Here is a 12,276-nt window from a genome sequence, read left to right on the forward strand (position 1 = left end):
AGGATGCTGTTAGAGCTTCGCCTGCTGGCGGACGATGACCTTGGTCCCGACAGGGACGCGCTCATAGAGGTCCATGACGTCGTTGTTCACCATGCGGAAGCAGCCCGAAGACAGCGCATGGCCGATCGTCTGCGGCTGGTTGGTGCCATGGATGCGGTAGATGGTGTCGCCGAGATAAAGGGCGCGGGCGCCCATCGGGTTGCCTTCGCCGCCGGCCATGAAGCGCGGCAGGTAGGGCTGGCGCTGGATCATTTCCGCCGGCGGGCGCCAGTCCGGCCATTCTGCCTTGCGGGAGATCTTCAGCAGGCCAGACCACTGGAATCCGTCGCGGCCGACGCCGACGCCGTAGCGGATGGCGCGATTGTCGGACTGGACGAGATAAAGGAAGCGCTCGTCCGTATTGATGATGATCGTGCCCGGCGGCTCGTTGGAGCGGAAATAGACCGGCTGCGGCCGGAACTCGGGCGGAAGCAGGGATTCCTGCTTCGTCGGCACCACACCGGGCTGCTCGTTGATGTTGAGCATGTCCCGAATGCCGGCTTCGGCCGGCACGGCCGGCGCCAGCGCGATGACGGCGGCGCAGCCAAGCAGGGCCAGCGACAGTGGGCTTCTAAGGACCTTGCGGAGAATTTGGACCGCTTTGTCACGCATGGGAACCTCGAATCTCAGAAGGCGGATCGGATGGGTTAGCGGGCGGTCCCGCCCTTAGCCGGAAGCTGCCGGTTTCGTGGCGGCCGGCGCGGCGGCCTGGCCGCAACGCACGAATACCATGGTGCCATAGCGCGCGGTGACGCTCGGATCGACCCAGGGCGCGACGATGACGCCGTCCTGGAAGGAGGTGATCTGGCGGTCTTTCGGCGTGCCGGCGGGGCCGGGCGGTCCGATATAGACGCGACCGCCGGAATTCTTCAGCACCAGTTCGCTCGGCGTCGACTGGTCGGCCAGATACATCATCACGCCGTTGTTCGGCCCGCGCGTGATGACATAGGGATTGCTGCAGTAGCGGCGCGCCTCGTTGATCGTGCGCGGCAGGTCGGCTTCCTGACGGAACGAGCCGAGACCCCAGTTGCCGACGAGATCCTCCGTGGTGATCGAGACGGAGGGCGTGGCCGGCGCGACGGACGGGGCGACCTTGTCGGTCACGGAGGCGCAACCCGATACGGCGAGCAGCGCGGCGGCACCGGCGAGCCAGGTCGCCGTTCTACGGTTCAGGTGCCCGGCAGGCCCCGCGTCTCCCGACGACGTTACGGTCTGTTCCATCCGCTTCCCCCGTTCGAAGCTGTTCCGGGCCGGATCGGCCGGACACGACCCTATCCGCGCTAAGCCAGCGCGTGATTCTGGGCAGCATGATGGCGGGCATGGGGCAGGGAAAGCAACTGCCTGATGTATCTTCCGCAGCGTCCTATTCGGCCGGCCGCGAGGAAGGCATCGTCAGCATCGGCGCTCGCCGCAGCGGATCGACCTTCCGGATCGGTCCGGCCTTGGGCGCGCCGGGCAGGGTGCGCCAGTTGACGCCGGCGATCGTGACGATTCGGCTGCCGCGAAAATCCTCTTCGCTGCGGATATGGCCGTGCTCGGACATATAGGTGAGCAGCCAACGCCCGCGCGACGGCGAGCGGCTGCCATAGGCATTGGCTAGCGCCTCGTCGGTGGGGCAGGGAGCTTCCTCGCGCGCGGCGCGGGCAAGCAGCAGGAACACGCCCTGCATCTCTTCGGGCAGACTCTCGGCGACTGCGAGAACCTGTTCCCAGGCGTCATCGCCGCGATCCGAGCTGACGCCGGCCCGCGCCATCGCCAGGCGCTTGCGGAAGCTCGGCATGTCCTGTCCGAAGGTGCCGAGCTTCTTGATCCGGCAATGGAAAAGGAAATCCTGGTAGATCAGCGGCGCCGGGCGGAACGCCGTCTCCGGGTCCGACATGATCTCGGCGTAGACGGAATCGAGCAGCTCCTGCTTCTCGGCCTCGGTGCGCGTATCGGCCTCGACCTCCGGCGTCGAATCGAGCGGGCCGGAAGTCTCGATGTCGCGCAGCAGCTCGGCCGTGCCGCGGGCGCGCGAAACCGGCGCCGGCATCGGCAGCAGGTCGTCCTCGCCGCCGACGAAGATCAGGTCCTGCATCTCCGCCTGCGGCATTTCCGGCAGCGGCATCAGCACGGGACGGCCGCTGCGACCAGCCGTATCGACGGCGCCGATGCGCACGGGAACCGGGCGCCGCGACAGAGCCGGTCCGAGAGCGACGAACTGGCCGGGCTCGAGATCGCGGAACCCTTCCGCCTGGCGGCGATCCATGCCGAGCAGGTCGGCGGCGCGCGCCATGTCGATATCGAGGAAGGTGCGGCCCATCAGGAAGTTGGACGCCTCGGCCGCGACGTTCTTGGCGAGCTTGGCGAGGCGCTGCGTCGCGACGATGCCGGCGAGGCCGCGCTTGCGGCCGCGGCACATCAGGTTGGTCATCGCGCCGAGCGAGAGGCGCCGCGCCTCGTCCGATACCTCGCCGGCGACGGCGGGCGCGAAGATCTGCGCCTCGTCGACGGTGATCAGCATCGGATACCAGACGCTGCGATCGGCATCGAAAAGGCCGTTCAGGAAGGCGGCGGCGCAGCGCATCTGCTCCTCCGCGTCGAGACCTTCGAGATTGAGCACGACGGAGGCCCGGTGCTGGCGGATGCGCAGCGCGATCCGCTGCAGTTCGCTCGGGCTGCGCTCGGCATCGACGACCGTGTGGCCGAAGCGCTCGGAGAAGGAAACGAAGTCGCCTTCGGGATCGATGATCGCCTGCTGCACCATGCCGGCGCTCTGTTCGAGCAGGCGTCGCAGCAGATGGGACTTGCCGGAGCCGGAATTGCCCTGCACCAGCAGGCGCGTCGAAAGCAGTTCCTCGAGGTCGAGAAGCGCCGGCTGGCCGGTCGTGTTCGTCCCGAGTTCGATTCCAGCCTTCATAGTGCTCCACTAGCCTTTTCGCGTTGGCCGGACCCTATCACGGGAGGCCGAGGCGTCGGGCCGCCTCATCCGAACTCCACAGGAGATCGCGCGCGGAAGGCGCAATCCGCCGGATGCTGTCGCAGCCCGCGTTTCCGGGCGACGCATCGTCCGGGTCATCTCGGTGTTCGGCTACAGAGGAATGGTACGCCCTAGGGGAGTCGAACCCCTCTCTCCACCGTGAAAGGGTGGCGTCCTAACCGATAGACGAAGGGCGCATACCGATGCGCGTTATAGGTAGTCCACCTGAGCCTGACAAGCTCAAGTCTCTATTCCACCATTCACTCTACCGAGGGAATGGTACGCCCTAGGGGAGTCGAACCCCTCTCTCCACCGTGAAAGGGTGGCGTCCTAACCGATAGACGAAGGGCGCAGCGGCGAGGCGGTTTATAGGGGGCAAGCCCCGGAGAGACAAGACCGTTCGCCGGTCAAGTTTTACGCCTGTGGATAGAGTGCCGCCTCATCGCTGAGACGGCACGAATTGGTTCCGTTCTACCACTTGCCCGTATTCGGCATCGAGGCCCACGGCTCCTGCGGCGGCAGCGGATCGCCGGCCTGGATCAGCTCGACCGAGATGTTGTCGGGCGAGCGGATGAAGGCCATGTGGCCGTCGCGCGGCGGGCGGTTGATGACGATGCCGGCCTTCTGCAGCTTGTCGCAGAGCGCGTAGATGTCGTCGACGCGATAGGCGAGGTGGCCGAAATTGCGACCTTCGCCGTAAACCTCTGGATCCCAGTTGAAGGTCAGCTCAACCTGCGCGTCCTCGTCGCCCGGGGCGGCAAGGAAGTAGAGCGTGTAGCGACCCTTCTCGTTGTCGATGCGGCGCACCAGGTTCAGGCCCAGCTCGTTATAGAAGGCGATCGACTTGTCGACGTCGGTCACGCGGACCATGGTGTGAAGATACTTCATTGGCGCGTTGTCCTTTCCCAGATGTGTCCGATCGGAGGCTCGCGCTTCGGATCCGGCGCGGCCGTCATATGGCGCCGACACCATAGCGGTCAGCGCGGCAAACAGAAACCCGCGCGCAACCGGGACTGCGCGCCTTCCTTCGGCAAGATCGCATTCCTTAACCAGCGTTAAGGAAATCCGTGGTTGTGGCCGGGATGTCACTGGTCACGGTCGGATCCGATGTTATTCTCATGACGGGAATCGGTCGCAACATTGCCGTAATGACGGTTCTGCGCGATCTGCCATGTGAAATGACGGCCTGAGAGAAGGCCTATCGGGGGCCGGCAAGATGGGTTCCAAGAACAGCGCTGAACCATCGTCCGCCGCAGGGCGCGAGGACGACGGCGGGCTGGATCTGTTCGAAGTAGCGGGATCGATCAAATGGTTCGATGCCTCGAAGGGGTATGGATTCATCCTGCCGGATGATGGTTCGCCCGATATTCTGCTTCATGTAACCTGTCTTCGTCGCGACGGCTTCCAGACGGCCTATGAGGGATCGCGCATCGTCTGCGAGGTCACCCGTGGCCAGCGCGGGTTGCAGGCCTTCCGCATCCTGAGCATGGATGATTCGACCGCCGTGCATCCGGCGCAGGCCGGTCCGCCGCGCACCCACACCGTCATCGTCCCGACCAGCGGCCTCGAGCGTTGCATCGTGAAGTGGTTCAACCGCGTCAAGGGATATGGCTTCGTTACGCGCGGCGAGGGGACGGAGGATATCTTCGTCCATATGGAGACGCTGCGCCGCTACGGTCTCACCGAGCTGCGCCCCGGCCAGACTGTGCTCGTTCGCTTTGGCGATGGCGACAAGGGCCTCATGGCCGCCGAGATCCGTCCGGATGACGGCTCCGGACCGTCGTCTCACTGATCGCCGTGGCGACGCCCCGCTCCCGTTTCTCCCTCCTGCCCGCCCTGTTCGCCGCGCTCGTCTTCGGACTGGCGTCCGTGAGCGGAGCCGCTTCTGCCGAGAAGCCGGGCGAAATCCACGTCACCACCAGGACGGGCAAGCACCGGCTCAGCGTCGAATGGGCCGTGACGCCCGCTGAGCGCGAGCACGGGCTGATGGGGCGCGAAAAGATGGCGCAGAACCACGGCATGCTGTTCGATTTCGGCAGCGAGCAGCAGCTCTATTTCTGGATGAAGAATACGCCGCTGTCGCTCGACATGATCTTCATCAAGGCGGACGGTCGCACCTCGCGCATCGAACACAACGCGACGCCGTTCTCCGAGGCTCTGATTCCGGGCGGTGAACCGGCACGCTACGTACTGGAGCTCGTCGGCGGCAGTGCCGATCGGCTGGCGCTGGCGCCTGGCGACCGCTTTTCCATTCCGAAGCACTGAGATCCAGGGATCGGCCGGGGGCGGCAGGCGTGATCGTGCGGCCACGTCGCGCGACAGGGCGCGACGACGCGTGGACGCGCGGCAATTCCTGGAAGGTGTAGAGGTTGGTTGTCGCGCCGGCGGGGGGCGGAGAATCGGCTGCGGGAAGTAGTCAGCCAAAGGGCGGTGGCCAGAATGCGCGCCGCGCTCCAAGCCAGGCGATCCGATCCGGGCGGAAGGCGTTGGCGACCCCGGCAGGGCTCGAACCTGCGACCTGCCGCTTAGAAGGCGGCTGCTCTATCCAGCTGAGCTACGGGGCCGATCGTCTCGGCCCGTGTGACGGTGCCGATGCGCGTTCGGCGCTCAATGCGTCCAGGACTGCAGGCGGCCGAACTTGAAATTGTCGGAGTAGGAGATCTTCTTGCGCGTGTCGTCCTGCGCCGTCAGCACCTGGTAGGGGATGCCGTTCTTCTCGGCGTAGGCGATTGCCTCTTCCTGCGTATCGAAGCTGAGCTTGATCTGCCGCTTCATGTCGGAGGACGAGGTGTAGCCCATCAGCGGCTCGACCGAAACCGGGACTTCCGGCTCGTAGGAGAGCGTCCAACGCTCGGTCTTCGCCTTACCCGACTGCATCGCAGTCCGCGCCGGCCTGAAGATACGCGCAACCATGTCAGCTCGCCTCCATCAAATCTCTTCGGTCGATTGGTCGGGGCAGTAAGATTCGAACTTACGACCCTCTGGTCCCAAACCAGATGCGCTACCAGGCTGCGCTATGCCCCGACATTCACGACAGGGGTGGATTACACGGTCCGTCTCCGGTCTTCAAGGCGTCCGGCCGCGACAAATGCCGGCCTCAACAGCGCAGCCGCATTGTGACGCCGGCATCCGGTCCGTCAGGAGGCGAGAGCGGTGGGCAACGGCCGGCCAAGCAGCCAGAGGCTGGTCTGTTCGGCGGAAATCGGCTTGCCGAAGAGGTAGCCCTGGCCGATGTCGCAGCCCAGCTCGCGCAGCGTCGACAGGATCTCCGGTGCCTCGATGCCTTCCGCCGTCGTGGCGAGGTCGAAGGTGCCGGCGAGCTGCACGATGGCGCGGACGATTCGCCAGCCTTCCTCGTTGAGGCGGGCGCTCTCGACGAAGCCGCGGTCGATCTTCAGCCGGTCCACGGGCAGGTCGCTCAGGTGCCGCAGGCTCGAGTAGCCGGTGCCGAAATCGTCGAGCGCGACCGAGACGCCGACATTGCGCAGCGTGGTCAGGATCAGGCGGGCCGAGGAGACTTCATCGACCAGCGCGTTTTCGGTGATCTCAAGCTCCAGCCGTGCGGGCGCGAAATTCTCCTTGGCGAGAATGTCGAGGATGCGCGACGCCATCTGCGGCTCGGCGAACTGGGTCGGCGAGATATTGACCGACAGGCGCAGGTCCGAGGGCCAACTGCGGGCGTCGCTGCAGGCGCGCACCAGCAGCTTGTCGAACAACTCGCCGATTCGGCCGATCTCCTCGGCCAGCGGAATGAACGCCGCGGGCGGAATGAGGCCGCGGGTCGGGTGCTGCCAGCGCGCCAGTACCTCGAAGCCGATCAGTCGGTCGCCGTCGAGCGCGATCAGCGGCTGGTAGAAGGGAACGATTTCGTCTTCATCGAGGGCACGTCGAAGGTCGACCTCGAGCGCGTGGCGCTCCTTGAGCGCTTCCTCCATGCCCGCCTCGAACCGGCGCAGCGAGCCGTGCAGGCCCCGCCGCGTTCCGCGAAGGGCCAGTTCGGCGGCGCGCAACAGTTCCTCGCCGCTCACCTGCCGCTTTTCGGCGGCGGCGATGCCGATGGTGGCGCTGATGCGCACATTGCCGTTCGGAACCTGCACCGGCGCCGCGATGTCGTCGAGCAGGCGATGGCCGATTGTTTCCGGCGTGGCGGCGTCGCCTTCGAGCAGCAGCGCGAACTCGTCGCCACCGACGCGGGCGACGGTGGTGCCGGCCTGCTTGGCGGCGGAGATCCGCCGCGCCATCTCGATCAGAACCTGGTCGCCCACAGCGTGCCCATGCGCGTCGTTGACGGGCATGAAGTTGAGGTCGACCAGCAAAACAGCAACGGAAGGGCCGCCGTTCTGCCGGCGCGCCAGCGCCTTGTCGAGCGCCCGCATGAAGCTGGCGCGATTGAACATGCCGGTGAGCTGGTCGATCCGCGCGGTGGCGGACATGCGACGCTGCTTGTGATGTGAGCGGGTCAGCGCTCGGCGAAGCCGAACGAGGTTGCGCTGCATCCAAAGGCCGATGGCGAGGAAAAGCGCGAGGGCAGCCGCGAGATAGAGGGGCGATATGGCCGCACCCAGGCCGAGTGGCACCGCAAACATGCCGATGACGGCCAAGATAATGGCGCTCAATCCCAGAAGAAGGATGCCGATCAACATGATTACTGCCTACCGCGCCCTGGGGCTGTCATGCGCAAACAACGCCCGAAACTTCGCTGCGTTGCCCAGGACCCCCAAGTCCGACCCAACATCAGAGTCACGGATAATATGTAAACAAGTCAATAGAAGAATGCCGGCGTGGGTCCAGTTTGGACCATGCTTCAGCATATTTTGATAGATGAACGCTAAGCCGGGTCCAGATCGGCGCGCTCCGGGGCGCGTAGAGTTGCAGGAGAAGCGGAGAAGATTGGCCCGCGCGCTCCCGTTCCCGATGTTCATCGTCGCGATCGGGCAGGGCCACACCATCGCTATGCCCCAAATGAAACGGCGCCGGACTGGTTGTCCGGCGCCGCTCGAAACGGGTCCCTCCGGCGCCCTGACGAGACGCCTGCCGTGCGGCTTAGTCCTTGGCGCGTTCCACGTAGGAACCGTCTTCCGTCAGGATGACGATGCGCGTGCCCGGTCCGATATGCGGGGGGACCATGGCGCGAACGCCGTTCGACAGGATCGCCGGCTTGTAGGAAGAGGAAGCGGTCTGGCCCTTGGTGGTGGGCTCGGTCTCGACGACTTCGAGCGTCACGCGCTGCGGCAGGACGATGCCGACAGCCTGCTCTTCGAAGATCGACAGGCGGACGACCATGCCTTCCTGGAGATAGGGAGCGGCGTCGCCGACGACGGCGTTCGGCACGATCAACTGCTCGTAGTTCTCAGTGTTCATGAAGGTGAAGCCTTCACCGTCCTGGAACAGATACGAGAAGTCACGATCCTCGACGAAGGCGCGCTCGACCTGCTCGGTCGTCTTGTAGCGGTTCGAGATCTTCACGCCGTCGGCCAGGCCGCGCATGTCGATCTGCGTCGTCGGCGTGCCCTTGCCGGGATGGAAGCTTTCAGCGATCAGGACGGAGTAGAGCTTGCCGTCGATCTCGAGAACATTGCCCTTGCGGACCTGGCTGGCGATAACCTTCACGAATTAACCCTCAGATTGGCGTCGGCGCCCGTACAAGGGCGCGATAATGGCGCGCACCATAGCGATTCCGCTGGTTCGCGCCAGTCGAATTTCGCCGAAGCCGGCAGCGCGGCGCGGCAGCGATGACAGGAGAAGCCGAGAATGACCCGTGCATCCCCCTGGTGGACGCCGCATGTCCATGCGGATCGCCGCCCCTTCCTGATGAAGCGCGGGCGCATCAAGGCAGCGGTGCACAACTGGTTCCAGCAGCGCGATTTCGTCGAGGTCGAATGCGGCATCGTCCAGGTCTCGCCCGGCAACGAGGCGCATCTGCATGCCTTCGCGACCGAGCGCGTCTTCCCCGACGGGACGCGCCAGCCGCTCTACCTGCATACCTCGCCCGAATTCGCGGCGAAGAAGCTGCTCGCCGCCGGCGAGAGCCGCATCTATACGCTCGGGCCGGTGTTCCGGAACCGCGAGCTCGGGCCGCGCCACGCCTGTGAGTTCACTATGCTGGAGTGGTATCGTGCGGCCGAACCCTATGAGGCGCTGATGCGCGATTGCGCCGAGCTTCTCGCCGTCGCGGCCGACGCTGCCGAAACGCGGCGCTTCACCCATCGCGGCTTCGAATCGGATCCGTTCGCCGAGCCCGAGCGCGTGACGGTGGCCGAAGCGTTCCTGCGCCATGCCGGCATCGATCTGCTCGCAACGCTCGACGCGAACGGCTCGGCCGACCGCGATGCGCTGGCGGCGCAGGCGACGGCAATCGGCATCCGCATCGTCTTCGACGACAGCTGGAGCGACATCTTCAGCCGCATCATCGCCGAGAAGGTCGAGCCCAATCTGGGGCAGGGGCGGCCAACGGTTCTCTGCGAATATCCTGTTGTCGAGGCAGCGCTGGCGCGCCCGAAGGCGGGCGATCCGCGTGTCGCCGAACGCTTCGAGCTTTATTGCTGCGGTGTCGAGCTTGCCAACGGCTTCGGCGAACTGACCGACCCGGCCGAGCAGCGTCGTCGCTTCGTCGCCGAGATGGACGAGAAGGAGCGCGTCTATGGCGACCGCTATCCGCTTGACGAGGATTTTCTAGCCGCGCTCGCCATCATGCCGGAGGCGTCCGGCATCGCGCTCGGATTCGACCGGTTGGTCATGCTGGCGACCGGCGCGCCGCGTCTCGACGTTGTGATCTGGACACCGGCGGCCGAATGACCGAAAGAGTGCGGAATGTCGCGCTCACCCGTCATTCCGCTCGAAAAATCACTGACCCTGCGCTCCTCGGCCGCCTTGGTCGAGGCCGGCCTTGTGCCACCTTCGGCGCGCGAGGGGCTGGACCGCGTGGCGGAACGCTATGCGGTGGCGGTGACGCCGGCGATGGCGAAGCTGATCGAGGCGAGCGATCCCAACGACCCGATCGCGGCCCAGTTCGTGCCGACAACGGCCGAGCTGACGACGCTGCCGGAGGAGCGGGCCGACCCGATCGGCGATGACGCGCACAGCCCGGTGCCGGGGTTGGTGCATCGCTATCAGGACCGCGTGCTGCTGAAGCTCGTGCATGTCTGCGCCGTCTATTGCCGCTTCTGCTTCCGGCGCGAGACCGTCGGTCCCGGCGGCCCGACCATGCTGGGCGAGCAGGAACTGGAAGCGGCGCTCGACTATATCCGCGCGCGTCCGGAGATCTGGGAGGTCGTCTTCACCGGCGGCGATCCCCTGGTGATCGCGCCGCGTCGGCTGGCCGAGCTGCTGGAGCGGTTCCGCACCATCGAGCATGTCCGGATCCTGCGCTTCCATACCCGCGTGCCGGTCGTCGACCCCGCGCGGATCACGGCCGAGATCGTCGCCGCGCTGCGCAACACCGGCAAGACGGTCTATGTCGCCATCCATGCCAACCATCCGCGGGAGTTGACGGCGGAGGCCAGGGCGGCGCTGGCGCGGCTCGCCGATGCCGGCATCGCCATGGTCAGCCAGACGGTTCTCCTGAAGGGCATCAATGACGATCCCGAGACGATGGCGGCGCTGATGCGCGGTTTCGTCGAGGCGCGGGTGAAGCCCTATTACCTGCACCATGGCGACCTCGCGCCCGGCACCAGCCATTTCCGCACCTCGATCGCCGAGGGGCAGGCGCTGATGCGCGCCCTGCGTGGCCGCCTCTCCGGTCTGGCGCAGCCGACCTACGTCCTCGACATTCCGGGCGGTTACGGCAAGGTGCCGATCGGGCCGGACTATGTCGGCGAGGACGACACCGTTACCGACCCGAATGGCGGCGAGCACGCCTATCGCTTCAACGACGCCGTCTGACCTGCCGCCTCTCCGCCGCTTGCGATCCAACGGCGCGCGGTGGCAGTGTCGTCAGACAATTCCGCATGAGGTTCCATCGTGTACCAGCCGCCCGCATTCCGTGAAGACCGGCTCGACGTCCTGCACGGGTTGATGCGCGCCCATCCGCTCGCCATGCTGGTGACGGCGGGCGAGGGCGGCCTGATGGCCAATCTGATCCCGTTCCTGATCGACCCGGCCGGTGCCGAGAAGGGCTTGCTGCGCGCCCATCTCGCCCGCGCCAACAACCAGCTGGCGGCTCTCCGGGCCGGCTCGGAAGCCATGGTGCTGTTCCAGGGGCCGAATGCCTATGTGACGCCGAACTGGTATGCGACCAAGGCCGAGACCCATAAGGTGGTGCCGACCTGGAACTACGCCACGGTGCATGCCTGGGGCACGCCGCGCATCCTGGAATCGACGGACTGGCTGCGCCAGCAGGTCGGCGAACTGACCGATGAGAGCGAGAAGGCGCAGGCGCATGCCTGGAGCGTCGACGATGCACCGGAGCCGTTCGTCGCGGCGCAGATGAAGGGGATCGTCGGGCTCGAGATCCCGATCGCGCGCATCGAGGGCAAGTGGAAGGTCAGCCAGAATCGTCCGGCGGCCGACCGCGAAGGCGTCATCGAAGGGCTGGGCCAGAGCGGGCACCCGATGGGCGAGCTGGTGGCCGAGCGCTACCGCGAAACCTCGGAATAAGCGTGCCCGCGCGGCCTCAGGCCTCTTCGGCGCGCGCGACACTGGCGGCCTTGGCGCGCCGCCGTTCGAAGCGGGCGAAGCCGGCATAGCGGCCGGGCTTGTGGTAGAACGCCAGCACGATGTTGAGGCAGATCACCGCGAAGACGGAGAGCGCCACCTGGCTCGGCTGGAGCAGCAGGAACGCCGCCGCCATGACGGAAAGATCGGCCGCCATCAGCAGTTTGCCGGCGCGCCAGCCATAGCGGTCCTGCAGATAGACCGCCGCCGTCGCGAAGCCGCCGATGCCGGCCTGATGACGGATCAGCGACAGCATGCCCATGCCGATCAGCAACCCGCCCATCGCCGCCGCCAGCACCGGGTCGATATGGCCGAAGGTGAGGAAGGACGGCAGCAGCGTGGTTTCGAGCGATAGCAGGGCTGTCGCGATCACCGAGCGCAGCAGGTAGAGGGGCCCGAAGGCGAGATAGGCGAAGATGAAGAACGGCACGTTGATGACGAAGAAGACGCTGCCGAAATCGAGCCCGGTCGCCTTGTTGGTCAGGAAGGCAATACCGGCAGTCCCGCCAATACCGAGCCCCGCCGCCTTCAGCATGGCGAGACCGAGCGCGATGAACAGCGTGCCGATCAGGAAGGCGAGCGCGTCGTCATAGAGCGAATGAGCAAGCTGCCGTTCGTCGTCCATT

Annotated in this window: 13 protein-coding genes and 4 tRNA genes; 5 read left to right on the top strand and 12 right to left on the bottom strand. The window is 65.9% G+C overall.

The annotated features are described in order from the left end of the window. Nucleotides 1–9: 9 nt before the first annotated feature. The 6 genes from WFK98_RS07490 to WFK98_RS07515 form a co-directional block, all read right to left on the bottom strand. The gene (locus tag WFK98_RS07490; protein WP_336799799.1) at nt 10–651 is read right to left on the bottom strand and encodes a L,D-transpeptidase; all 642 of its coding nucleotides are present in this window, start codon (nt 649–651) and stop codon (nt 10–12) included. Between the two features lie 54 nt (nt 652–705). Continuing rightward, on the bottom strand, nt 706–1,260 hold the full coding sequence (locus WFK98_RS07495; RefSeq protein WP_336799800.1) for a hypothetical protein: 555 nt from the start codon (nt 1,258–1,260) through the stop codon (nt 706–708). A 142-nt stretch (nt 1,261–1,402) separates the two neighbouring features. After that, nucleotides 1,403–2,938, bottom strand: coding sequence for an ATP-binding protein (locus tag WFK98_RS07500; RefSeq protein ID WP_266337395.1), 1,536 nt, complete (start codon nt 2,936–2,938; stop codon nt 1,403–1,405). Between the two features lie 182 nt (nt 2,939–3,120). Further along, nucleotides 3,121–3,195, bottom strand: a tRNA-Glu gene (locus tag WFK98_RS07505). 80 nt (nt 3,196–3,275) lie between these two features. Then, nucleotides 3,276–3,350, bottom strand: a tRNA-Glu gene (locus WFK98_RS07510). 119 nt (nt 3,351–3,469) lie between these two features. Then, the gene (locus tag WFK98_RS07515; protein ID WP_266337396.1) at nt 3,470–3,886 is read right to left on the bottom strand and encodes a VOC family protein; all 417 of its coding nucleotides are present in this window, start codon (nt 3,884–3,886) and stop codon (nt 3,470–3,472) included. Between the two features lie 328 nt (nt 3,887–4,214). Between WFK98_RS07515 and WFK98_RS07520 the strand changes: the two genes are divergently transcribed. Further along, complete coding sequence (locus tag WFK98_RS07520) at nt 4,215–4,790, top strand: cold-shock protein (protein ID WP_266337397.1); 576 nt, start codon at nt 4,215–4,217, stop codon at nt 4,788–4,790. A 77-nt stretch (nt 4,791–4,867) separates the two neighbouring features. Continuing rightward, nucleotides 4,868–5,263: a DUF192 domain-containing protein gene (locus WFK98_RS07525; protein WP_266337398.1), complete on the top strand. Its 396-nt coding sequence runs from the start codon at nt 4,868–4,870 to the stop codon at nt 5,261–5,263. A gap of 222 nt (nt 5,264–5,485) precedes the next feature. Here WFK98_RS07525 and WFK98_RS07530 read toward each other — a convergent pair. The 5 genes from WFK98_RS07530 to efp form a co-directional block, all read right to left on the bottom strand. After that, nucleotides 5,486–5,562, bottom strand: a tRNA-Arg gene (locus tag WFK98_RS07530). Nucleotides 5,563–5,605: 43 nt separating this feature from the next. Next, on the bottom strand, nt 5,606–5,911 hold the full coding sequence (locus tag WFK98_RS07535; protein ID WP_266337399.1) for an ETC complex I subunit: 306 nt from the start codon (nt 5,909–5,911) through the stop codon (nt 5,606–5,608). Nucleotides 5,912–5,945: 34 nt separating this feature from the next. Next, a tRNA-Pro gene (locus WFK98_RS07540) sits at nt 5,946–6,022 on the bottom strand. 113 nt (nt 6,023–6,135) lie between these two features. Continuing rightward, on the bottom strand, nt 6,136–7,431 hold the full coding sequence (locus tag WFK98_RS07545) for a putative bifunctional diguanylate cyclase/phosphodiesterase (protein ID WP_336799801.1): 1,296 nt from the start codon (nt 7,429–7,431) through the stop codon (nt 6,136–6,138). Nucleotides 7,432–8,041: 610 nt separating this feature from the next. Then, on the bottom strand, nt 8,042–8,608 hold the full coding sequence (gene efp / locus WFK98_RS07550; protein ID WP_266337401.1) for an elongation factor P: 567 nt from the start codon (nt 8,606–8,608) through the stop codon (nt 8,042–8,044). 141 nt (nt 8,609–8,749) lie between these two features. On the opposite strand from efp, the gene epmA reads away from it, so the two are divergent. The 3 genes from epmA to WFK98_RS07565 all read left to right on the top strand — a co-directional run bounded on the left by epmA (nt 8,750) and on the right by WFK98_RS07565 (nt 11,593). Further along, nucleotides 8,750–9,793, top strand: a complete 1,044-nt coding sequence (gene epmA, locus WFK98_RS07555; protein WP_336799802.1) for an EF-P lysine aminoacylase EpmA — start codon at nt 8,750–8,752, stop codon at nt 9,791–9,793. A gap of 15 nt (nt 9,794–9,808) precedes the next feature. Continuing rightward, nucleotides 9,809–10,879 (top strand): lysine-2,3-aminomutase-like protein, encoded by a 1,071-nt coding sequence (locus WFK98_RS07560; RefSeq protein ID WP_336799803.1) that lies wholly within the window; start codon nt 9,809–9,811, stop codon nt 10,877–10,879. A gap of 78 nt (nt 10,880–10,957) precedes the next feature. Beyond that, complete coding sequence (locus tag WFK98_RS07565) at nt 10,958–11,593, top strand: FMN-binding negative transcriptional regulator (protein ID WP_336799804.1); 636 nt, start codon at nt 10,958–10,960, stop codon at nt 11,591–11,593. A gap of 16 nt (nt 11,594–11,609) precedes the next feature. On the opposite strand, the gene WFK98_RS07570 is transcribed toward WFK98_RS07565, so the two are convergent. Next, complete coding sequence (locus tag WFK98_RS07570) at nt 11,610–12,275, bottom strand: YitT family protein (protein ID WP_336799805.1); 666 nt, start codon at nt 12,273–12,275, stop codon at nt 11,610–11,612. Nucleotide 12,276: the final 1 nt, after the last annotated feature.

It is taken from the genome of Kaistia sp. MMO-174, assembly GCF_037147815.1.
Classification (GTDB): domain Bacteria; phylum Pseudomonadota; class Alphaproteobacteria; order Rhizobiales; family Kaistiaceae; genus Kaistia; species Kaistia nematophila.